The organism is Cohnella hashimotonis (genome assembly GCF_030014955.1).
Classification (GTDB): Bacteria; Bacillota; Bacilli; order Paenibacillales; family Paenibacillaceae; genus Cohnella; species Cohnella hashimotonis.
Genome location: NZ_JAGRPV010000001.1, coordinates 6,076,920 through 6,099,132, shown reverse-complemented (window position 1 = coordinate 6,099,132; position 22,213 = coordinate 6,076,920). Strand labels below are relative to the sequence as shown.

The window sequence follows — 22,213 nt, the reverse complement described above, 5'->3', positions numbered from 1 at the left end:
GCGCGTACCGAATTGCCCGGAAAGAGGCTGACTGATCTTGGACATCGCTAACAACCGCGCGCTTCCCAAGTGGATCTGGCATCGGGAACGCCATCAACAACGCAGCTTGACGCTGACCGCGCATCTGAATGCAGACGCGCCAATCGAGGGCGCCGTATTTCGCGTGGCGCTTACTGGCGCGGCCGTCGTCCGCTGGAACGGCGACATCGTCGGCCGCATCGTCGAATCCCCGGCCGCGGCCGCAGCGTTTGCGAGCGTCGCTGGCTTCCCCGCGTCGATCCCGGCGGGCCGGCACACGCTTAGCGTCGAGATCGTGGCGAAGGACGACTATCCGATCGCCGACGTCAACGCCTACCTGCACGCGCGCACGGTCGGTTTTATCGGATTTGTCGAAGGCGAAGGGCTATGGCTGCCGAGCGGCGAGGACTGGCTCGCGGACGGCGAGCGCGCCGACGTCGTCGCGCTGCTCGGCGAGGAGCCGTTCGGCGACCTTGAATCGTCGCCGGATTGGTTCGTTCGTGGCGGCTACGGCGATATCGTCGCGACTCCGCTCGAGGATTCGACCGTGCCGGAGCGCTTCGGCGTGGACGCTTCGCCGGCGGGCGCCGGCGCTTGGCGCTTCGGCGGCACGCTCGCCGGCAGCGGCGGGGCGCCGCTCGAAGATCCGGTGCCGGAGCGACTGGAATTGTTCTACCATCTCCGCAAGCAGAACGAATGGACGCTCCGTCGCGCGGCCCAGCAGCGGCTCGATCTCGCCGCGCTGCCGCAGGCGACAGTCGATCTCGAACGCGAGCACAACGCGCGAATCCTGCTCGTCAACGAAGGGACCTCCGCGCTTACCGTGCTATGGAACGGCGCGGAATCGATGCAGGAGCTGGAGCGCTACGACGGTTGCATTACGGAATGGTTCAGCGCCGCGCCGGGAGAGTCGCTTCATACGCTGCCGCAAGGCATGCGCTTCGTGCGCCTGTTCTTCCTCGGCGAGGCCGGAGCGGCGTTCGCCGCATCCGTCCGGTTCGAGGCGGTGCAGGTCGCGCTCAAGCAGACCGGCTCGTTCGCGTCGGACGCGACCCGCTTGCCGCTTGTCTACGACGTATCCGCCCATACGAGCCGAATCTGCCATCAGATCGGGCTCTGGGACGGAATCAAGCGCGACCGGCTCAACTGGACGTTCGACCTGTACATGGCGGCGCGCTCGTGCTATTTCCTGTGGGACGACACGGCCGTTATCCGGCGCGCGCTCCGCGAGCTGGGAGAGGGCACGCCGCATGGCAAATGGATGAACGGCATCTGCGAATACACGCTGTGGTGGATTCAGGCCGTGGCCGAATATGTTTTTTATACGGGCGACCGCGCGTTTGCGCTGGAAATGAGCGAACCGCTGCGGCGTCATGCCGGATGGGTGTTCGAAAACACGGATGAAACGACGGGCCGGCTGTCGCCGGAGGGCAGCATCCTGATCGAATGGGTGCCGCTCACCGCGGAGGAACGGGCTTCGGGGCTGCAGGCGATCTACGGCATGACGCTCTCCGCGCTAGGCAGACTGTCGGCTGATCTGCCGGCGCTCGGTATCGGACAGCTGCCTCCGCGGCCGCTGACTAACGAGGAAGAATTCATGCGTCCGGACAACCGGCTTGCGGTCAAGGCGCTCGGTATCTCGGCCGGCATGGTGGGCGAGGAGCGGGCGCGGGCATTTCTATCGAGCTACGAGCTGCGGGATCCGGTGACGCCGCTGTCCGCCTACCAGTTCGCCGAATGCTGCTCCCGGTACGGCATGCACGACCGCGCCTACGGCATCATCGAGCAGGTCTGGGGCGGCATGCTTGACCGTGGCGCCACGACCTTTTGGGAGACCTACACCGATTCGTACGCGGGGGGCGACTACCACGACGCGCTGACGACCTACGAGTCGTACGGCTCTTACCGGATCAGCCTGTGCCATTCCTGGTCGAGCACGCCGGTCAAGTGGATCTCCGAGACGGTACTGGGCGTGACGTGCTTGTCGCCGGGGTTCGCGGCTGTACGCTTCGAACCGACGGCGGTCGGCGGCATCGCGCGCTGTTCGGGCACCGTGCATACGCCGCGCGGTACGATCGCCGTCTCCTGGCGGCGCGAGACGGGAGGAGAATTGACGGGCGAGATTCACGTTCCGGAAGGCGTCGAGGTCGTTGTAGCAGGCGTCGCGGCGAGGGTCCGCCGGGGCGGCGAATCGCTGGAGGCGCAATCGGAGAGGAGCGGATCGAGATGAGCGGCCTGCTGCAGGAACAGTTCGAACGTCCGCCCGTCGATTACCGCGGCAAGCCGTTCTGGTCCTGGAACGGCGAGCTTCGGCAGGAGGAGCTGATCCGCCAGATCGGCGTCCTCAAGGAGATGGGCTTCGGCGGCTTCTTCATGCATTCGCGGACGGGGCTGGCGACCGAATACATGGGCGAGGAATGGATGAAGCTGATCAACGCGTGCGCGGACGAGGCCGAGCGGCTTGGCATGGAGGCTTGGCTGTACGACGAGGACCGATGGCCGAGCGGGACAGCCGGCGGACTCGTTACGCGGGAGCCCGATTACCGCCGGAAGTTCATCCGGCTGCGCGTCAGCGGCGCGGAGGCATTCATTCCGCCTCAGGATCCGCCGCTTGCCTTGTTCGAGTGCGCGCTTGACGGACTCGCCGCGAGCGAAGTGCGGCAGCTTGCGGATGGAGAGCGGCCCGCGCCAGGCCGGTGGGCGCTTTGTTTCACCGTCGAAGAGCAGGCGAGCGAGAGCTTTTACAACGGCTACACTTATGTCGACACGATGAACCGCGAGGCCGTGGACCGCTTTATCGAGCTGACCCATGAAGCCTACAAAAATGCGTGCGGCGACCGGCTGGGGCGCTCCATCAAAGGCATTTTTACCGACGAGCCTCACCGCGGCGCGCTGCTGGACGGCTTCGGGCTCGCCAATCCCGATCCGGAATGGCTCGCGCCCTGGACGGCATCGCTGTTCGAGCGATTTCGCGAGCGGTTCGGCTACGACCTGGCGCCGCGACTGCCGGAGCTGTTCCTGCAGATCGAGGGCCGCGCTGTCTCGCAGGTCAAATGGCACTACGCGGAGCTGCTGACCGAGCTGTTCATGGAAAGCTTCGCGAAGCCGATCGGCGACTGGTGCGAGGCGAACGGGATCGCATTGACCGGACATACGCTGCACGAGGACAGCCTGACGGCCCAGACCGCGATGGTCGGCTCGGTCATGCGCTTTTACGAGCATATGAGTCACCCCGGCGTTGACGTGCTGACCGAAGGCAACGTCGATTACTGGATCGTCAAGCAGCTCTCTTCCGCGGCGCGCCAGCTCGGGCGGCCCTGGCTCATGTCGGAGCTGTACGGCTGTACGGGCTGGCAGATGACGCTGCAAGGGCACAAGGCGGTGGGCGACTGGCAGGCGCTGCTCGGCATTAACCTCCGCTGTCATCACTTGTCCTGGTACACGATGGCGGGCGAGGCCAAGCGCGATTACCCCGCGAGCATTTTCTACCAGTCCGCCTGGTGGCGGCAGTACGAGACCGTAGAGACGTACTACGCACGGCTCGGACTGTTGCTGTCGCAGGGAGAGCCGGCGTGCGAGCTGCTGGTCGTCCATCCGGTCGAGAGCGTCTGGTGCCAGACGTATCCCGACTGGTCGCGAGGCCTGTCGGCGGTGTCGCCGGCGGTCCGGGAGCTCGAGCGCAAGTTCGAGGCGCTGTACCATCTGCTGGCGGGGGAACGAATCGACTTCGACTACGGCGACGAGGAAATGATGTCAAGGCTGGCATGCGTCGAAACGGGGGAAGACGGGACGCCGCGCCTTCGGGTCGGCCGCGCGGTCTATCGCGCGGTGCTCGTGTCCGGCATGACGACGATCCGGAGCGATACGCTGCGGCTGTTGGAGCGGTTTGCGGCGGCGGGCGGCCGGGTCGTGTTCGCGGGCGAGGCGCCGGCTTATGTGGACGCGCTGCCGAGCGAGTGGTGTGCCGGATTCGCCGACGGAGGGCAGGCGATCCGCTGCGAGACGGCGGAGCTGGCGGCGCTGCTGCGCGCGGGGGCCGGTGTCGGCGCGATCGTGTCCGCGCAGGGCGCGGGCGGCGAACCGCTGCCGGGCATTCACACGCAAGTTCGCCGGTTAGGCGGTCGGACGATCGTGGTCTTGATGAACATGGACAGGACGAATGAACTGCGCGATGTCACGATCCGGCTGCCGGCGCCGGTTGGCGGTGGGGGAGCGGGCTGTCCGGGGACGAGCGCCGCGGGGGTGAACGACTCGGGGGTGAACGACTCGGGGGCGAACGACTCGGGGGCGAACGACTCGGGGGCGAACGACTCGGGGACGAACGACTTGGTGGCAAGCGACTTGGTGGCGAACGACTTGTGGGCGAGCGCCGCGGCCGTCGAGGAGTGGAACTGCCTCACAGGCGAACGATTTGCATTGGAGGCGTTTCGCGAGGGCAATGCACTCGTCTTGACGACGGATTTTCCGCCGTCCGGCGAGCGCGTCTTCGTCGTGAGCGACGGGCGGGCCGTCCCGGAGGAGACGCTGCCTGCCGCGGTTCGGCTCGCTGACGCCGCAGAGATGCCGCTTCAAGGGCCGTTCGCGTACGCATTGGAGGAGCCCAACGTTTGCGTGCTCGACAGGGCCGAATGGCGATTGGACGACGGCGAATGGCGTCCGGCCGAGGAGGTGCTGCGGATCGACGCCGCCGCGCGCCGCGAGCGCGGGCTGCCGCTGCGGGCAGGAGACATGATCCAGCCTTGGTACCGGCGCAAATATCTGGCCGAATCCGCGGGGGAGAGGGCAAGGCTGTCGCTGCGTTTCGCATTCGACGCTGCGGAGATTCCGCAGGGCGAGCTGTATCTGGCGGCCGAGCGTCCCGAGCTGCTTGAGATCAAGCTGAACGGCATAGCGATCGACACGTCGGCACCGGAAGGCTGGTGGATCGATCCTTGCTTCGTAAAGCTGCGCATCGCGCCCGCGCAATTGCGGCAGGGTGGCAATCTGCTCGAAGTGTCCGCAGATCTGCACGCCGACTTCGACTTGGAGAACCTCTATCTGCTCGGCGGCTTCGGCGTCGTTCTGAACGGGACGCAGCCGACGCTGACGCGTCTGCCGGAGCGGCTTGAGGCGGGCGATATTTTGGGGCAGGGACTGCCTTTTTACGGCGGAGCGATCACTTACAGGATTAGCCGCGAAGAGGTGGCGCGCGTGGCTGCGACGCTCGGAACGGCGCATGCCGGCGGCGAACTGTACGCTGCGTTCGGCGAAGGAGCGGCCGCGATCGTCGTTCGTGAAGCGGAAGCAGGCACGGACGCAGGCGCGGGAGGCGAGGCGCAAACTGGCGAGGCACAGACTGGCGAGGCGCAGCATGGCGAGGCACAAACTGGCGATGCACAGACTAGAAGGCATACCGGCGCACATACCGTGGTCTGGCATCCGTACGAAGTGCCGATCTCGGGCGAGAGCGAGCTTGAAGTAAAGTGGATACTGACGCGGCGCAACACGTTCGGACCGCTCCACCAGCTGCCGGTGCTGACGCCATACTATGCGCCAAGCAACTGGCTCACGGAGGGCGCAGCATACAGCGAAGCGTACGCGCTCGTGCCGGCGGGGATGGCAGAGCCCCGTTTGCGATCGAAGCTGCCCGCGCAGTCGCGGAACCCAACCGGGGCATAGCGGGGAGGAGGAGCCGGCATGAGCGAAGCCGACGAGCAAGCTTCCGAAGCGCTGGCACCAGGCGAGTCGCATGCGCTGCTGCGCAGGAATTGGCGTATCGACATCGCGGCCGCGGTCGTGAACAGCCTTTGCATCGGCATGATCGTCCCTTATCTGGCGGTCATGGCGCTCCGCTTCGGAGGCGGCGCGTGGCATACGGCCGCGATCGCTTCCGCTGCGGCAGCCGCGAATTTGCTGGCGATATTTTGGGGGAAGCTTACGGCGGGATACGGCAAGGTAAGGCTCGTCTTTTTGTTCCACGGAGCGGCCCGGCTTGCGCTGCTGCCGATGGCTTTCGTTAGCGATCCGCTATCGCTGGCCGCGTTGACGCTGCTCTTTTTTGCGCTCCAGGGCGTGGCAACGCCCGCTTACGTCGGTCTGATGCGATCCATCTATCCGGAAGGCAAGCGGGCGACCTATATGTCCATCGTCCGGGTGTCCGCGGGGCTGGCGACGCTTGCGGGGACATACGTGTCGGGGAAATGGCTGGCGGACGACTTTCGCGCGGCGGCGCTCATCGGATTCGTCCTCGGCGTCGTCGGCATTTGCATGTTCGCGCGCATTCGCGAGCCGGAGTCGGCGCAAGAGGAGAAGGCCGCCTCCGGGGGAGCGCGTTGGACGGAGACGCTCTCCGCGCTTCGCGCGGACCGCAGCTTCCAGCTGCTGCTCGCCGGCGTATTTATTTACGAGTTTTTTATGCTGCTGCCGGCATCCGTCTATCCGGTGTACCAAGTTGGGAAAATGAACCTCGACAATGGGCAGATCGGCTTGATCAGCATGGCGACGACGGCCGCCGCGCTGTTGTTCAACCCGATCTGGGGGCATGTCATCGACAAGCGAACGGCGATCCCGGTCCTGTCCTGGTGCGCCGCGGCGGGCACGCTGCTGCCGCTGGCCTACTGGTTGCTGCCGGGTTTCTGGCCTGCCGCGGCCGGCGCATTCGCGATGGGCATCGCTTCGGCGGGCATGGACCTGGCGTGGATGAACTATCTGTCACGCTCGTCGGGGCGCTACCTGTCTTCCTTCAGCGGGATTTACTTGTCGCTGGTCGGCTTCAGAGGCATCGCCGCGCCGCTCATCGGAGCTGCGCTGGCCGAGCGGGCTGGGCTGCCGGCCGTGTTCGCCCTATCTTTCTTTGCGGGCTGGGCGGCGCTTGTGCCGTTCCTGCTGCTGCTCCCGTCCGTGCGCGGCAAAACCGGGAAATGACTCGAGACGCAACATAAGGAGCTGTCCCCAAAGTCATGAACATGACTCTGGGGCGGCTTCTTTGCATTTCGGGCTATTCCGCGCTATCCATGCGTATCTGGTTAGCGGCGGCGGAGCGGGCTGGGCTGTACGAGCGACAATAGCGCAATTTTGCGCTATCCATGCGTATCTGGTTAGCGGCGGAGGAGCGGGCTGGGCTGTACGAGCGAGAATAGCGCAATTTTGCGCTATCCATGCGTATCTGGTTAGCGGCGGAGGAGCGGGCTGGGGATGTGTGAGCGATAGTAGCGCAATTTTGCGCTATTCGCTCGCATCCCGTTAGCGTGGGTGAGCGGACCATTCGTGCGTTCCCGGCGCTAGTCGACCGCCGCTACAGCGTAATAGGCGGTCCCGCGTAGCCGAGCTTTCGCGAGATGTCGTAAGCTGTCTGCTTGACGGTCCGGATCAGTTCGGGCAGGCGGTCTTCGCCGAATCGGACCTCCGGACCGGCGATGCTGAGCCCGGCCGCCATTCGTCCGGCATGATCGAAGATAGGCGCGCACAGCTCCGCCGTGTAGTTCTCCAGCTCGGACCGGCTGAAGCTGTAACCCGTCTTCCGGGTCAAGGCCAGCGTCTCCCGCAGCTTGGCCATGCTGACGATCGTACCGTCTCCGATCTTATCGAGTTCGACTTCGCTAAGATAACGTTCCCGCTCCGCATCGGGCATGAAGGCCAGTAAAATACGCGAAGACGCGCCGGCGTAGAGCGGCGCCTTTCTGCCGATCTTGGTGAACAGCCGCACGGGATGGTCCGTGTCGAGCTTCTCGACGTACATGGAAAAGTCGCCGTCGCGTACGGCGAGATGAACGGCTTCGTCGATGCCGTCCCGCAGCCGCAGCATGTCGGGCGCGGCGACATGACGGATATCGAGCCGCTCCGCGACCAGATTGCCGAACTGAAGGAACAACAGGCCGAGCGCGTACAGGCCGTCCTGATCCTTGGTCAGGAAGCCCATGTCTGCCAGCGAACCGATCATGCGGTGGGCGGAGGATTTGGGAACGCCGGACAAGCGGATGATGTCGTTCATGCTGAGTTTGTTATGATTCAAAAACAAATTCAATAGATCCATAGACTTGATAACCGTCTTGTTTTTGCTCTTGTTTTCCACGACTTCCTCCTGAATACCGCTCCGATTCGCGTCCGTCCCGCTTGCTTTCTTCGGTAAGTATACCCTGAACGTCCGGCGCTTGGATATGCGGATGTTGTCGTCCGATGCCAAAATCGGAATTCCTGCTTGCTATTTTCACATTACCTACTATAATGATCGTATTATATAGATTTGAAATTTGGGATCAATGTCCCGAAATTCGGGATTTTCATAACACAGGCTTTATTATACAAGGTGATGATGAAATTGAAAGGGTTGGCCGAAAATTACGTCAATTACGGCGCGATAGAGGCGAAGCTGCTGCCGCTCGGCGATTCGGCGGTGACGGTGCAGCTCGGCGAGACGATCTGCCGGCAGACGCACGACCGGGTGAGGCAGCTGGCCGAGCATCTGGAGCGGCACCGTTTCCCAGGCATGATCGAATACGTGCCCGCCTTCTTGTCCGTGACGGTATACTTCGAGCCGTTCAAGGCGCTCGGGGGTCTCGGCAATCGGACCGCGGCCGATTGGGCAGATCCGGACAGTAACGCCGATCCTACCGGCAACGCCGATCCTACCGGCAGCACGAATCCGCTCGGCCTGGTCGCGGATTGGCTCGGCGAGCAGCTGGCCAAGCTGGAGAACGCCGCGCAGACCACGCCCAGAGTAACTGAGATTCCGGTCTGCTACGGCGGCGAGCTGGGCCCCGATCTGCCGGAGGTTGCGGAGGCGCACGGATTGTCGGAGCAAGAGGTGATCGAGATTCACGCCTCCGCCGACTATCTCGTCTACATGCTCGGCTTCGCGCCGGGCTTCGCCTACCTGGGCGGGCTGCCGCAGCGCATTGCCACGCCGCGCAGGCAGACGCCGCGGCTGTCGATTCCGGCGGGCACCGTCGGCATCGCCGGGGATCAGACGGGCGTGTATCCGATCGCGACGCCGGGCGGCTGGCAGCTCATCGGCAAGACGCCGGAGCCGCTGTTCCTGCCGGACGCCACGCCGCCGACGCTGCTGCGGGCGGGGGATATCGTACGGTTCAGACCGATCTCCCGAGAAGAGTTCGATCGACGGGAGGCGGCGCGGGGATGAGCATGATTATGGTAAAGCCCGGGCTGTTGACGACGGTCCAGGACCTCGGCAGGCACGGCTCGCAGCAGTTCGGCGTGATCGTCGGCGGCGCGATGGACGCCTTCGCGCTGCGGATCGCGAACCTGCTGGTCGGCAATGACGAGCGCGCGGCGGGGCTCGAGATCACGATGCTCGGGCCGGAGATTTATTTTGCGGAGCCCGCGCTCATCTCCGTCTGCGGCGGCGATCTGTCTCCGCAGCTGAACGATCGGGCATTGCCGCTGTGGAAGACGGTCGTCGCGCCGGAAGGAAGCGTGCTGCGGTTTGGCCGCGCAAGGCGGGGTTGCCGCGCGTATCTGGCGGTCGCAGGCGGCGTGGACGCACCGATCAAGATGAACAGCCGCTCCACCTACCTGCGGGCGGGCATCGGCGGCTGGGAGGGACGCGCGCTGCAGAAGGGCGATCGGCTCCCGATCGGGGCAGCTTCTCCTGCCAGCCGGGCGCTCGCGTCGCTGCTCGCGGACGAAGCGCAGGCGGACGGCGTCGCATTCAGTCGCTGGTCGGTCGCGCCGGACCTGCTGCCTTCCTATGCGGCGAATCCGGAGGTGCGGGCGGTCGCGGGACAGGAGCTGGCGCTGTTCCAAGAGGAGAGCGCGGAGCGATTTTTCGCCGACGCCTTCAAGGTGCGGACGGATTCCGACCGGATGGGCTACAGGCTGTCCGGCGACGGCGACGGCCTGCGTCTAAAGGAAAAGCGGGAGCTCGTCTCCTCGGCGGTGACGTTCGGGACGGTGCAGGTGCCGCCCGACGGCCAGCCGATCGCGCTCATGGCGGACCGGCAGACGACGGGCGGGTACCCGAAGATCGCGCAGGTCGCATCGGTGGATCTGCCTTTGCTGGCCCAGACCAATCTGGGCGGCACGGTCCGGTTCCGACGCGTTTCCTTGCAGGAGGCGCAGCGGTTGTATCTGGTACGCGAGAACGGAATTCGAACGCTGCGCAGCGGGTTGGAACGCATGCAAGCCAGCGGGAACGGGAGGGTGTGAGTCGATGGCAAAGGACAAGGAGCCGAAGCTCTCGATACGGGATCTGGCGGTGGAGTATCACTCGAAAGGACAGCGGACCGTCGCGCTCCGGGGCGTCGATCTGGACGTGAAGGACGGCGAGTTCGTCTCCGTCGTCGGCCCGAGCGGCTGCGGGAAATCGACGCTGCTCAAGGTCGCGGCCGGTCTGCTGCAGCCTGCGGCGGGAGCCGCTTATATCGACGGCAAGCCGATCGACGACGTTCCCGACGGGGTCGGCATGGTGTTTCAGAACGACGCGCTGCTCCCCTGGAAAACGGTGCTCCACAATGTCCGGCTGCCGCTGGCGATCAAGGGACTGCCCGACAAGGAGCAGGTCGCGGAGGCGAACCGGCTGCTGAAAATGGTCGGACTCGAAGGCTTCGCGAACTTCTATCCGAAGCAGCTGTCCGGCGGCATGCGCAAACGGGTCGCGCTCGCGCGCACCTTCGCCTACGATCCGGACATTTACCTGATGGACGAGCCGTTCGGCCCGCTGGACGCGCAGACCCGCGTCAAGATCGGCGAGCAATTCCTGCACATCTGGGAATCGGTCGGCAAGAGCGTGCTGTTCATCACGCACGATATCGAAGAAGCGATCGCGCTGTCCGACCGCGTCATCGTCATGACGGACCGCCCCGGGCGGATCAAGGCCGAGTTCGACATCCGGCTCGCGCGGCCCCGGCCTTTTTACGACATCCGGTTCGATCCGGTGTTCAAAGAGCTGCAAAGGGAAATCTGGATGCAGATGTCCGGCGGCGGTACGGGAGGGATCGACTGATGGCTGCAACATCGAAGCGCACGACCCGCTCGGGCTTTCGCGAACGCGAGTATTCCAAGACGTCCGTATGGGCCGGCCGGATCGTCGTGTTCGTGCTGCTGATCGGCGCATGGGAGCTGCTGTCCGGCCGCGCGTTCAACGCCTTTTGGCTGAGCAAGCCGTCTCTCATCGCCGGCCGGATCGTCGATATGCTCGGAGACGGGGATCTGTGGTATCACATGAGCGCGACGCTGCAAGAGGCGATAGCGGGTCTCGCGATCGGGATGGTCGGCGGCACGCTGCTCGGCATCGGCCTCGCATTCAGCGGCATTTTCGAACGATGGATTTACCCGTACATGATGGCGCTCTACAGCCTGCCCCGCGTATCGCTCGCGCCGCTGTTCATCGTATGGTTCGGCATCGGACTCTCCTCTAAGATTTTGATGGTCACAGCGATGGTCATCTTCGTGGCGTTTTACAACGCGTTCGAGGGCATGCGCAACATCGACAAAGACCTGATGGACATGATGAGCACGTACAAGGCCAAGTGGTCCCACAAACTGCGCTGGGTCGTCCTCCCGTCGATCACCGTCTGGATTCTGACCAGCATCCGGCTCAATATCGGCATGGCGCTGATCGGCTCGGTCATCGCGGAGCTGGTCGGCTCCAACCGGGGACTCGGCTACTACATCACGTATTCCTCGAACATGCTGGATACGACGGGCATTTTCACCGGACTCGTGCTGATCATGCTGATCGCCGTCGTTCTCGAGCAATGCGTGCTGCTGTTGGAGCGCGTCCTGCTCCGGCACCGCTAAGGGACATCCGTCCGGGCAAGCTTCCCCTTTTTATAAGACCCTACATCACGCTGGACCCGACAAACGGAGCGGCTTGATATACATTCCAAAGCAAGCTCTACAATCCAGAGGAGGTCTATTTCCATGAAAAAGCAAAAATCATTCGCGCTGCTGCTGCTGCTGTCGATCATGCTGGTCGTGCTGTCTGCGTGCGGAAACTCCAATTCCAATTCTAACTCCAGCGCAAGCGCAAGCTCCGATGCGGGCGCTACGGCTTCGGCTTCGCCGTCCGCCTCGGGCAGCGGCGATGCGTCTCCTGCGGCACCGGCCGGCGGCAAAATCCGCCTCGGCCTCGTAGGCGGCGGCATGACGCCGCTCGTCGCCCAGCTCGGGATCAACGACGGCTCTTACGAGAAGGCGGGCATCGAGATCGAGGAGAAGGACTTCACGGCCGGCTCCGACATGGTGCAGGCGCTCGTCGGCGGCAGCCTGGACGTCGTGCTCGGCTCCTACGAGCACGTGCTGCGCCAGATTCAGAACGGACTCGGCGTCAAGGCGTATGCAGAGATCTTTAACGGCGTCGGCTACTCGCTCGTCGTGAAGAAGGACGCGCCTTACCAATCGCTGGCCGAAGTAAAGGGCAAGACGCTCGCTGTCACCAAGGTCGGCAGCCTGTCCGACACCGGTCTGCGCGAAGGCTTGAAGGAAGCCGGACTCGATCCGGAAAAGGACGTGAAGCTCATCAACGGCGGCAGCGGCGCCACGATGCTGGCGGCGATCGAGAGCGGCCAGGCGGCCGGCGGCATGGTGTCGGAGCCGACGCTGTCGCAGATGGTCGCGACCGGCAACTACCGCGTGCTGTACGATCCGCCGTTTGAGTTTGCGGGCATCGTCATCATGGCCAAAACGGATTGGGTCGCGAAAAACCAAGACCTCATGAAGCAGTTCCTGAAAGTAAGCGGAGCGGTTAATGCGCGTGCGCAGCAGGACCCGGATAGCGCGGCGGCTACTGTGCAGAAGCTGTTCGACAAGGTGCCGGCCGACGTGCTGAAGCAGGCTGTCGCCACCCAATTGACCAAGGTGCCGGAAGGGCTGAAGGTAACCGAGGCCGGTGCGGAATACGTGCAAAAGACGCAGCTTGACCAGGGCATTTTGAAAAAGGAAATTCCGTTCGCCGACGCAGTGGATCTGTCTTTACTTCCCTAACGAACAGGAGATGGCAGCATGGCCCAGGATCTGAGGACGTACCTCCGCCAACTGGCGGAATTCGACAAGCGCAGCGTGCGGCTCGTGGACAAGGAGGTCGATCCCCGCTTCGGGATCACCGGCTACGCCGCGGCGCTCGCGGAGAAAGGCGAATATCCGGCGCTATTATTTAACCGGGTAAAAGGCGCGGACTTCGCCTGCGTGTCCAACCTGCTGACCGAATACGAGCGCATCGCCCTGTATCTGGGCTGCGAGGTGCAGGATATTCCCCGGGTATACGGGGAGAAGCTGCAAAAGCCGATCGAGCCGGTCGTCGTCGAGCGCTCGCGGGCGAAGGTCAAGGAAAACGTCATCGCGGAGCAGGACGTAGACCTGGGCAAGCTGCCGATTCCGGTTCACAACGAAATGGATGGCGGCCCCTATCTGTCGGCAGGCGTCATGATTATCCGCGATCCCGACTCCGGTCTCATCAATGCGGGCATTTACAGGCATCAGATTTTTAACGCGACCGACATGGGCGTCTGGTTCCTTGGCGCGCATCACGGCGGCCTGATCTACAAGAAGTACAAAAAGATGGGCAAGCCGGCGCCGATCGCGATCGCGCTGGGGCATCACCCGGGCTTCGTCATGGGCTCGGTGTCGCGGGTGCAGGGTATCGGCGGCGAGTACGAGGCGGCCGGCGCGCTGATGGGCGAGGCGCTGGAGCTGGTCCAGGCGGAGACGTCCGACCTGCTCGTCCCCGCGCATGCGGAGATCATCCTGGAGGGCGAGATACTGCCGGACGAGGAGCATCCGGAAGGACCGTTCGGCGAATGGCCGGGCCACTACCTGGGCGGCGGTTCGGTGCCGACGATCCGCATCAAGCGGATTACGCACCGCAACAACGCGATTTTCCAGGATATCGTCGCTTCGAGCCGGGAGCATCTCGTCGTCGGCGGCGTCCCTCGGTCGGGCAGCATTTACCAGACCGTCAAAGAGGTCGTGCCGAGCCTGAAGACCGTGCACGTGCCGTTCTACGCCCGGATGCACTGCTACATCTCGCTTCATAAGGAGCGGGAGGCGGACGTGAAGAAGGCGGCGTTCGCCGCGCTGAACACCGAGCAGGAAAACCTGCGTCACATCGTCGTGGTTGACGACGACATCGACGTCTTCAAGGGCGAGGAAGTGGCATGGGCGATCGGCACCCGCTTCGACGCGGAGCGCGATCTGCTGGTTATCCCCAAGTGGAACGGGCCAGGCGGCCTGCTGCCGACCAACTGGGAGTACAGCAAGGAAGGCAAGAACACGCCGCGCATGTCCGCAGCGGCGATCGTCGACGCGACCAAGCCGGCGCCGCCGATCGTCTTCCCGAAGCGCGCCGTAGTGCCGCGCGAGCATATCGAGCTGGCCGACCTGGATGCGTTGTCCGAGCCGGGGACGGACGGGCTGAGCAAGTGGCTGTAATTTGTAATAAATTAGTCGAATCAGCGCCGTCGGTGCCGCGCTCCGGATCCCGCAGTCTTGGGGCGCGGCCGCCGTACGGCGGCTCTTCGTCTGCGCGCGACAGATCGGTCTCGCGCGCGGACGAGAGGCCGCGGACGGGCGGCATTCAATATTCGTTCCGGGCGGCCGGGCGCGCCATGCATCGGCCGACGGGACGCAGCGAGAGGAAGGAACGCCTGCGATGAAAACGGTGGATCTGAATTGCGATCTGGGAGAAAGCTTCGGCGCCTACAAGCTGGGGCGGGACGAAGAGATTCTGAAGTACGTGACCTCGGCGAACATCGCCTGCGGGTTCCATGCCGGCGATCCGGCGACGATGCGCCGGACGGTGCGCCTGGCGCTGGACAACGGCGTCGCGCTCGGCGCGCACCCGGGGCTGCAGGACCTGATCGGCTTCGGCCGCAGGGACATGGATATCAGCCCCGACGAGGCCTATGATCTGGTCGTCTACCAGCTTGGCGCGCTGTGGGGCTTCGTGCAGGCGGAGGGCGCGCGCCTTCAGCACGTGAAGGCGCACGGCTCGCTTTATAACATGGCCGCCCGCAATGCGGGACTTGCGAATGCGATCGCCGAGGCGGTCTACCGGATCGATCCGTCGCTCATCCTGTTCGGCCTCGCGGGCAGCGAGCTGATCGCTGCGGGCGAACGCGTCGGATTGCGCACGGCGAGCGAAGTGTTTTCCGACCGGACTTATCAGTCCGACGGCTCGCTTACGTCCAGACGGCTGCCGGACTCGGTCATCACGGACGAGGATCGTTCGCTCGATCAGGTGGTCCGAATGGTCGCCGAGGGCAAGGTCATGACGCAGCAGCAGGTCGACGTCGCCATCCGCGCGGATACGATCTGCGTGCACGGCGACGGCGTTCGCGCCGTCGAGTTTGCAAGCAGAATCAGAAGCAAGCTGTCCGAGTCCGGCATCGAGGTGCGGGCGTTCGGCGGCTAAGGGGCTAACACAAACGAACGACAGAGAGGAGCGGCGCGCGTGGATGCGATTTTGCTGCAAACCGATGTATTGATCGTCGGCTCGGGTGCGGCCGGCATGATGGCCGCCAGAGCCGCAGCGGACGAAGGCGCCGACGTCATCCTGACGGACAAGAGCCTGATCGGCCGCGGAGGCGCTACGATCCTCGCCCAGATGACGGTCGCGGTCGCGCTCGGCGAAGCCGAGGAAGACGACGCGGACGTCCACTTCGAAGATACGATGAAGGGGAGCCGCGGACTGGCCGATCCGGAGATCGTGCGCGCGATCGTCGATCGCGGCGCGGAGGTTATTCTGGAGGCCGAAGGCTACGGCGTGAAGTGGGCGCGGACGCCTGACGGCAAGCGCTCGCAGGCGTTTGCGCCGGGCCACTCGCGGGCCCGCTGCGTGTACGTGGATATTTTGAACACGGGCGGCGCGACGTCGAACGGTCTGAAGCGGGCGATCTGGAAGGACGAGAAGATCCGCCGGCTCAAAAACGTGATGATCACGAAAATCGTCGTCGAGGACGGCAAGGCGGTCGGCGCAGTCGGGTTCGAAATGGAAGGTATGGGTCCCGTCGGCATCTCCGCGGGCTCCGTCATTCTGGCGACCGGCGGGTTGACCGAAGTGTACGAGCGCAACAGCGCCTCGACGAATATGACCGGCGACGGCTACGTGCTGGCCGCGGAGGCCGGCGCGGAGCTGCGAGATATGGAGATGGTGCAGTTTTTCCCGATCGCGCATCTGTTCCCGCCGCTCGTCGGCATCGATCCGATCATGTGGGACCCGTTCCGCTACAAGCTGGGCGGACGCCTGCTGAACGGGGAACGCGAGGAGTTCATGCACAAGTACAACGGCGAAGTCGGCGGCAAATACACCGCGGCGCGCGACCAGACGACGCTCGCGATCTTCCGCGAGGTCGAGGCGGGACGCGGCTCTCCGCACGGGGGCGCGTACCTGGACTTCACAATGGTGCCGGAGGACAAGCTGAAGGAAGCGTTCGGTCCGGTCATCGACATCCTGCGCAATCAGGGCGTCGACCTCACGCGCGATATGGTCGAGGTGGCGCCGATGGCGCACTTCATGCTAGGCGGTGTGCGAGTGGACGCGCAGATGCGCACCCGCGTACCGGGTCTGCTGGCCTCGGGCGAGCTGATCTACGGCATGCACGGCGCGAACCGGCTGTCGGGCAACGCGATCACCGAGGCGCTCGTGACCGGGCGGATCGCCGGGGAGACGGCGGCTCGCGCGCGCGAAGGCCGGGCGGCGGATGTCGAAGCGATCGTCGGCAGGGCTCTGGAAGCGGAGCGGCAGCGGCTCGAGGCGTTCTGGCATCCCGCGGCGGTCGAGCGGGACAGTGCCTCGCTGCAAGCGTTCAAACGCAAACTGCAGCGGATCATGTGGAAGGGCGCGGGGCCGCTGCGCACGGAGGAAGGCTTGACCGCCGCGCTGGCAGAGGTGCGGGCGCTCCGGCCGGAGCTGGACGCGATCGCGCTGGCACAGCCGGGCAAGCTCGCGCTGCCGCCAGTCGAGAAGCTGGAGGCGGACCACATGCTGAAGGTCGCGGAAGCGATCGTCATCGGCGCCCTGCAGCGGAAGGAATCGCGCGGCGCGCACGTGCGCCTCGACTATGAGGAGACGCTGCCTGCCGCCGAGAGCTACAGCCTGTCGCTCGACGGCGAATCGGGCGGCTGGACGCTGACGGAGGCGCAGCCCCCGGCGAGCGTCTGATGCGATTGTCCGATAAGGAAGGAGAGGAAGCGAACATGTCCGACATCAAGCTGCAGGTGACGCGCGGAGAAGCCGGCTCGGAGCCGGCCGTCGTCTCTTATGACGTGCCTTATCGGGAAGGAATGAGTCTGCTCGATGCGATCTTCTGGATCCGCGAGCACCGCGATCCGTCCCTGACGGTGCGCTATTCCTGCCGCTCGGCCAATGCCTGCAAGGAATGCTCGGCGCTCGTGGACGGCAAGGCCGGCTTCCTGTGCAGCATTCGCGCCAAGGCCGGCAGCGAAGTCCGCGTCGAACCGCTCAAGGGGCGCCCTTGGATCAGGGATCTGGCGACGGATCTGGATTAATCGAATAATTGTCATAGTTTTCATATAAGAAGCGATTTAAGGAAGGAGCGGACGGACCATGACCCAACCCAAGCTGACGGTCGCGATGTCGGAGAGCGACCGCACGCTGAAGCTGCTGTCCGCCGCCCGCCGCCCGGCCGGCTTTGAGATCGAAGCCAAGCGGGAAACGGTGGAGCAAATTTTTATCAACCAAATATCCGAGGCAACGTACGACGTGGCTGAGCTGTCGCTCGCTTCGTACTTGATCGCCAAGGGCGGCGGAGATACGCGTCTGACGGCCATCCCTGTCTTTCTGTCGCGCTCGTTCCGGCACAATGCGATCTACGTGCGCGCGGACAGCCCGCTGCGCCATCCTTCCGAGCTGAAGGGCAAACGCTTCGGGTTTCCCGAATTCCAGATGACGGCGGCGGTCTGGGTGAGAGGCATGTTCCGCGAAGAGTGGGCGATCCGCGGCGATGAGATGCAGTGGTTCACCTTCCGTCCGGAGCGGGTTCCCGTGGACATCCCGGCGACGCTCGCCGAGGGCGACATCTTCGAAGCGCTGGCTGAAGGACGCGTCGATGCGATCATGTCGGCGCGCCGCCCGCCGGCGCATCTGTTCCCGGCTTCGGGCGAAGGCGGCGTCATCCGCCGGCTCATCCCGAACGTGTGGGACGAGGAGCGGGCCTATTACGAGCGCTCCGGCATTTTTCCGATCATGCACCTGGTATCGCTGAAGGCGGAGACGGCCCGGCGGTTTCCGGAGCTGCCCCGGCTCCTGTACGAGCTGTTGCTCGATATCAAGAACGAGGGCATCGCCGCGCAACTGGAGACGATCAAGAACAACAGCTCCGATCCGTGGGGCTGGGAGTCGGTGGAGCGCTCGTCGAAGCTGATGAACGACGATATCTGGCCATACGGCGCGTCCGCCAATTGGTCGCAGATCGGCAAGTTCATGGGTTATCTGCGCGAGGACGGCCTGCTGAAGCGGGGGCTGGCGCCGGAGGAAGTGTTTCACCCGTCGGTCTGGCATACCTGAATCAATATTATCCATAGGGGATAGGAGAGGGATGCGATGAGCGCCTCCAATCAACAAGATCAGCAGCTTTGGACGCCGGAAGAACCGCAGAATCTGCCGGACAGCCCGCTGTCGCGGGCGTTCTCCCAGCCGCTGATGCTCGGCTTGTTTTTGCCGCTGCAGACGGGAGGCTGGTCCCAATCGACGCTGCCGAGAGGCACCGACTGGTCGTTCGAGTACAACAAGCGGCTGACGCAGCAGGCGGAAAACTTAGGCTTCGACATCGCCTTCGGCCTGTCGCAATGGCTGCCCAAGGGCGGCTTCGGCGGGGAGACCGGCTACCGGGAAAACTTCCTCGACCCGTTCGTGTCCGCGGTCGCGCTTGCGTCCGCGACGCGCCGCATCTTGCTGATGGGCACCATTCACATTCTGTACGGGCCCTGGCATCCGATGCATCTGGCGAAGTTTCTGGCGACGGCCGACCATATCTCGCAGGGCCGCTTCGGGGCGAACATCGTGACGGGCTACGCGGAAAACGAGCCGAAAATGTTCGGCGTCACCCGCGGCGATCACGACCGGCGCTACGCGCAGTCCGCCGAGTTCACGCGCATTTGCAACGCGCTGTGGTCCGGCGTCGACAATCTGACTTATAAAGGCGAGTTCTATAACCTCGAGGAGGCGTACGTCTCCCCGCGTCCGCTGTACGGCCGCCCCGTGCTGGCTACGGCTTCGGGCTCGCCTGCGGGCTTCGACTACGCGTCCAAGTATTCCGACGTCGTGTTCGTCTCGAGCCCGGCCGGTGAGAAGCTGGAGGACGCGCTGCCCAAGCTGCCGGCGCACGTGGCGACGGTCAAGAATGCCGCAGCCGCGCTCGGCCGCAAGATCCGCGTCATCATCAACCCGACCATCATCGTGCGCCCGACGCGCGAGGAAGCGTTCGCCTATTATCAGGCGATCATGGATCATGCCGATCTAGGCGCGATCGGCAGCTTCTCGGCGCGCCACAAAGCCGGCGACAGCCAGTCCTGGCTCGAGCATAGCGCCAGAGGGCGCGCCGTGGGCGGCCACCTGCACGTCGTCGGCTCGCCGGAGGACGTCGCGGAGCAGCTTGGCCAGCTTCACGCGGCGGGCATCGACGGCATCCAGATCACGTTTTACGATTACGAGCCGGAGCTCGCCTACTTTGGCGAGAGCGTCATCCCGCTGCTCGAGCAGGCCGGTCTGCGGCATGCGGTGCAGCCGGAGGCATGACCGCCATACGGTCGCAAGCCTGTGCCAATCAATAGCAAATTGGGGCTATCTAAAGGCCATAAAAGCCTGGAGATAGCCCCTTTCTTTTCGCTGCCCTGGAACGCTCCGACCGACTGCCGGCCGAAGCTAAGAAGCCCTATGTAGAGCTACATCCCCCAACGACACCGCCGACCGAGGCCAAGAAGCTCTATGTAGAGCTACATTCCCAAAACACACCGCCACCCGAGGTCAAGAAGCTCTATGTAGAGCTACATTTCCCAACTACACCACCGACCGAGGCCAAGAAGCTCTATGTAGAGCTACATTCTCCAACTACACCGCGACCCGAGGCCAAGAAGCTCCATGTAGAGTCACATTGCCGGGCCGAATAACCGACCGAGTCCAAGAAGCTCCATCTAGAGCCACATTGCTGGACCGCACCTCGACATCACCGCCCCCCCCCCCCCGACCTAAGCGAAGAAGTTCCATCTAGAGCTACAAGGCTGTCCCACGCCGAGGGATAGCGCTATCGAGCAGCGAATCCACTACGACGTCAAATACGCAATCCCAAGCTCCCCCGTCACCGGATTCGTATACGTCTCGCATTCCACCTCGAACACGTCCGCGATGATCCGCCTCGTGATAACCTCCTGTGGCGGGCCTTCCGCCGCGATGCGTCCCTGTTTCACGACATACAGGTAGTCGCAATATTTAGCCGCTAGCGAGAGGTCGTGCAGCGCCGCAAGGACGCCGATATCGAGCCGTTTAACGATGTTCAAAATCTGCAGCTGATATTTGATGTCCAGATGGTTGGTCGGCTCATCGAGCACGAGGAACTTGGGCTCCTGCGCGAGCGCGCGAGCGAGGATGACCCGCTGCTTTTCGCCGCCGGAGAGCGACAGGTAGCTGCGGTCCGCATAACGCTCCATGCCGACCTGGCGCAGCGCCTGATCCACGAGCGCCAGGTCCCCGGCATTGTCCGCGTCGAGCATGCGTTTGTGCGGCGTGCGGCCCATCAGCACCATCTCGCGGACGGCAAAGTCGAAGCTGAGGTCGTTGAACTGTCCGACGACGCCCATCATCTGGGCGATTTTTTTGGGCGACGACTTGATGAGGTCCGTATCCGCAAGCGTAACTTCGCCTGTATTGGGCTTGATCACCTTATAGATGCTCTTGAGCAGCGTGGACTTGCCGCAGCCGTTCGGGCCGATGAGACCGACGAACTGCTTGCCGTGCACCTTGAGCGAGAGGTCTCTCACGATGTCGGCGCGGCCGAGCGATACGGACAGGCGTTTCACGTCCAGGTTCATCTCTATTTTCCTCCGAACTCGTAGCCTTTTTTCACGAGCATGTACATAAACAGCGGCGCTCCGATCATGGCGGTGATGATTCCGATGGGCAGCTCGGCCTTCGGAATGGCGGTGCGGGCGATGACGTCCGTCCAGACGAGAAAAATGCCGCCGATCAGGATGGACGTCGGCATCAGGCGGCGATGATCGGAGCCGACGAGTCCCCGGACCAGATGCGGGATGATGAGCCCGACGAAACCGATCGTGCCGCAGCTCGCGACCAGGACGCCGGTGACGACGGCGGTGAGCACCAGATAGATCCGGCGGTAAAAATAAAGGTTGACGCCAAGCGTGACCGCGGCTTCTTCACCGAGGAGCATCGTGTTAAGAATGCGGAATTGCAGCAGGAACAGCAGGACGGCGCAGCCCACGACGATGGCGACGAGCGGGAGGCGATCCCAGGCGGCCGGGGCCAGGCTGCCCATCGACCAGAAGGTGACGGAGCGGATGCCCTCGGCGTTGTTGGCGAAGTAGATGATGAAGTCGGTAAAAGCGGTGCACAGGGCGTTGATGACCATCCCGGACAGCACGAGCTTGACCGAGGACATCTTGCCGCCGATGCCGGCAAGCGTCAGGACGAGCATTGACGCGCCGAACGCGCCGGCGAATGCCCAGAAAGCGAGCCCGGTCTGCCCGAGCAGGCTGGACGCGCCGAAGCCGACCAGGATGGAGAAGGTCGCGCCGAGCGAAGCGCCCGACGAGATGCCGAGAATGTATGGATCGGCGAGCGGGTTTTGCACCGTAGCCTGCATGACCGTGCCGCACATGCTGAGTCCGGCGCCGACAAGCAGCGCGAGCAGCACCCTCGGGAAGCGAATGTTCCAGATGATGCTGACGTTCGACCCCGACGTCAGTTCCTGGACGTTGCCGATTCGGATGCCAGTCACGTGATAGAGCAGGATACGATACGAGTCCGCGACCGGAATATCTACCTGACCCAGCGCCACGGCGACGATGACGGAAATGACGGCGACGATGATGAGGCCGAGCTGAAGGAGCAGAAAGCCGGTACGAGAAGAAATGGGCGATTGTTGGACGGGGGCAGCGGCCGCCGTTTGCGTGCGCGACATAGGGAAACGATCCTTTCGGTGTCTTGAGGTCGGATGAAGTCAGCCTAAGAATAGATGAGAGTGATAATCGTTGTCAATTATTTTTACAATTTCTGTTGACAAAAACA

17 protein-coding genes are annotated in these 22,213 nt (G+C 63.8%); 14 read left to right on the top strand and 3 right to left on the bottom strand.

Annotated elements, in window-relative coordinates; all coding sequences use genetic code 11:
• The first annotated feature begins 37 nt into the window (after positions 1-37).
• From KB449_RS24560 to KB449_RS24550, 3 genes are read left to right on the top strand one after another with little or no spacing between them, the layout of a single operon-like run.
• Positions 38-2,248, top strand: coding sequence for an alpha-L-rhamnosidase C-terminal domain-containing protein (locus KB449_RS24560; RefSeq protein ID WP_282910882.1), 2,211 nt, complete (start codon positions 38-40; stop codon positions 2,246-2,248).
• Positions 2,245-5,676 (top strand): glycosyl hydrolase, encoded by a 3,432-nt coding sequence (locus KB449_RS24555; RefSeq protein ID WP_282910881.1) that lies wholly within the window; start codon positions 2,245-2,247, stop codon positions 5,674-5,676. The genes KB449_RS24560 and KB449_RS24555 overlap by 4 nt, the downstream gene beginning before the upstream one ends.
• An 18-nt stretch (positions 5,677-5,694) precedes the next feature.
• Positions 5,695-6,921 (top strand): MFS transporter, encoded by a 1,227-nt coding sequence (locus KB449_RS24550; RefSeq protein WP_282910880.1) that lies wholly within the window; start codon positions 5,695-5,697, stop codon positions 6,919-6,921.
• 370 nt (positions 6,922-7,291) lie between these two features.
• Here the strand turns inward: KB449_RS24550 and KB449_RS24545 are convergent, their stop codons facing one another.
• Complete coding sequence (locus KB449_RS24545) at positions 7,292-8,029, bottom strand: IclR family transcriptional regulator (RefSeq protein WP_282912897.1); 738 nt, start codon at positions 8,027-8,029, stop codon at positions 7,292-7,294.
• Between the two features lie 285 nt (positions 8,030-8,314).
• Here KB449_RS24545 and pxpB point away from each other — a divergent pair, with 285 nt between their 5' ends.
• The 11 genes from pxpB to KB449_RS24490 all read left to right on the top strand — a co-directional run bounded on the left by pxpB (position 8,315) and on the right by KB449_RS24490 (position 19,708).
• Positions 8,315-9,136: a 5-oxoprolinase subunit PxpB gene (gene pxpB, locus KB449_RS24540; RefSeq protein WP_282910879.1), complete on the top strand. Its 822-nt coding sequence runs from the start codon at positions 8,315-8,317 to the stop codon at positions 9,134-9,136.
• Complete coding sequence (locus tag KB449_RS24535) at positions 9,133-10,161, top strand: 5-oxoprolinase subunit C family protein (protein ID WP_282910878.1); 1,029 nt, start codon at positions 9,133-9,135, stop codon at positions 10,159-10,161. Before pxpB ends, KB449_RS24535 begins: the two co-directional genes overlap by 4 nt.
• A gap of 4 nt (positions 10,162-10,165) precedes the next feature.
• Complete coding sequence (locus KB449_RS24530) at positions 10,166-10,957, top strand: ABC transporter ATP-binding protein (RefSeq protein ID WP_282910877.1); 792 nt, start codon at positions 10,166-10,168, stop codon at positions 10,955-10,957.
• Positions 10,957-11,754 (top strand): ABC transporter permease, encoded by a 798-nt coding sequence (locus tag KB449_RS24525; RefSeq protein ID WP_282910876.1) that lies wholly within the window; start codon positions 10,957-10,959, stop codon positions 11,752-11,754. Before KB449_RS24530 ends, KB449_RS24525 begins: the two co-directional genes overlap by 1 nt.
• A 123-nt stretch (positions 11,755-11,877) precedes the next feature.
• Complete coding sequence (locus KB449_RS24520; protein ID WP_282910875.1) at positions 11,878-12,939, top strand: ABC transporter substrate-binding protein; 1,062 nt, start codon at positions 11,878-11,880, stop codon at positions 12,937-12,939.
• 18 nt (positions 12,940-12,957) lie between these two features.
• Complete coding sequence (locus KB449_RS24515) at positions 12,958-14,382, top strand: UbiD family decarboxylase (RefSeq protein ID WP_282910874.1); 1,425 nt, start codon at positions 12,958-12,960, stop codon at positions 14,380-14,382.
• 220 nt (positions 14,383-14,602) lie between these two features.
• A complete protein-coding gene (locus KB449_RS24510) occupies positions 14,603-15,364 on the top strand; it encodes a LamB/YcsF family protein (protein ID WP_282910873.1) in 762 nt (253 codons plus the stop codon).
• Positions 15,365-15,403: 39 nt separating this feature from the next.
• The gene (locus KB449_RS24505) at positions 15,404-17,113 is read left to right on the top strand and encodes an FAD-binding protein (RefSeq protein WP_282910872.1); all 1,710 of its coding nucleotides are present in this window, start codon (positions 15,404-15,406) and stop codon (positions 17,111-17,113) included.
• A 35-nt stretch (positions 17,114-17,148) separates the two neighbouring features.
• The gene (locus KB449_RS24500; RefSeq protein ID WP_282910871.1) at positions 17,149-17,460 is read left to right on the top strand and encodes a 2Fe-2S iron-sulfur cluster-binding protein; all 312 of its coding nucleotides are present in this window, start codon (positions 17,149-17,151) and stop codon (positions 17,458-17,460) included.
• Between the two features lie 58 nt (positions 17,461-17,518).
• The gene (locus tag KB449_RS24495; protein ID WP_282910870.1) at positions 17,519-18,478 is read left to right on the top strand and encodes a substrate-binding domain-containing protein; all 960 of its coding nucleotides are present in this window, start codon (positions 17,519-17,521) and stop codon (positions 18,476-18,478) included.
• A 36-nt stretch (positions 18,479-18,514) separates the two neighbouring features.
• The gene (locus tag KB449_RS24490; RefSeq protein ID WP_282910869.1) at positions 18,515-19,708 is read left to right on the top strand and encodes an LLM class flavin-dependent oxidoreductase; all 1,194 of its coding nucleotides are present in this window, start codon (positions 18,515-18,517) and stop codon (positions 19,706-19,708) included.
• Between the two features lie 524 nt (positions 19,709-20,232).
• Here the strand turns inward: KB449_RS24490 and KB449_RS24485 are convergent.
• Both KB449_RS24485 and KB449_RS24480 read right to left on the bottom strand, forming a co-directional pair.
• Positions 20,233-20,997: an ABC transporter ATP-binding protein gene (locus KB449_RS24485; RefSeq protein WP_282910868.1), complete on the bottom strand. Its 765-nt coding sequence runs from the start codon at positions 20,995-20,997 to the stop codon at positions 20,233-20,235.
• 2 nt (positions 20,998-20,999) lie between these two features.
• Positions 21,000-22,106: a FecCD family ABC transporter permease gene (locus KB449_RS24480; protein ID WP_282910867.1), complete on the bottom strand. Its 1,107-nt coding sequence runs from the start codon at positions 22,104-22,106 to the stop codon at positions 21,000-21,002.
• Between the last annotated feature and the right edge of the window lie 107 nt (positions 22,107-22,213).

Bases quoted from the DNA above. Each gene is read 5' to 3' on its own strand.
- KB449_RS24555 (WP_282910881.1), top strand. From the start codon at position 2,245: ATGAGCGGCCTGCTGCAGGAACAGTTCGAACGTCCGCCCGTCGATTAC.
- KB449_RS24550 (WP_282910880.1), top strand. From the start codon at position 5,695: ATGAGCGAAGCCGACGAGCAAGCTTCCGAAGCGCTGGCACCAGGCGAG.
- KB449_RS24545 (WP_282912897.1), bottom strand. From the start codon at position 8,029: ATGGATCTATTGAATTTGTTTTTGAATCATAACAAACTCAGCATGAAC.
- KB449_RS24535 (WP_282910878.1), top strand. From the start codon at position 9,133: ATGAGCATGATTATGGTAAAGCCCGGGCTGTTGACGACGGTCCAGGAC.
- KB449_RS24530 (WP_282910877.1), top strand. From the start codon at position 10,166: ATGGCAAAGGACAAGGAGCCGAAGCTCTCGATACGGGATCTGGCGGTG.
- KB449_RS24525 (WP_282910876.1), top strand. From the start codon at position 10,957: ATGGCTGCAACATCGAAGCGCACGACCCGCTCGGGCTTTCGCGAACGC.
- KB449_RS24520 (WP_282910875.1), top strand. From the start codon at position 11,878: ATGAAAAAGCAAAAATCATTCGCGCTGCTGCTGCTGCTGTCGATCATG.
- KB449_RS24515 (WP_282910874.1), top strand. From the start codon at position 12,958: ATGGCCCAGGATCTGAGGACGTACCTCCGCCAACTGGCGGAATTCGAC.
- KB449_RS24510 (WP_282910873.1), top strand. From the start codon at position 14,603: ATGAAAACGGTGGATCTGAATTGCGATCTGGGAGAAAGCTTCGGCGCC.
- KB449_RS24500 (WP_282910871.1), top strand. From the start codon at position 17,149: ATGTCCGACATCAAGCTGCAGGTGACGCGCGGAGAAGCCGGCTCGGAG.
- KB449_RS24495 (WP_282910870.1), top strand. From the start codon at position 17,519: ATGACCCAACCCAAGCTGACGGTCGCGATGTCGGAGAGCGACCGCACG.
- KB449_RS24490 (WP_282910869.1), top strand. From the start codon at position 18,515: ATGAGCGCCTCCAATCAACAAGATCAGCAGCTTTGGACGCCGGAAGAA.
- KB449_RS24485 (WP_282910868.1), bottom strand. From the start codon at position 20,997: ATGAACCTGGACGTGAAACGCCTGTCCGTATCGCTCGGCCGCGCCGAC.
- KB449_RS24480 (WP_282910867.1), bottom strand. From the start codon at position 22,106: ATGTCGCGCACGCAAACGGCGGCCGCTGCCCCCGTCCAACAATCGCCC.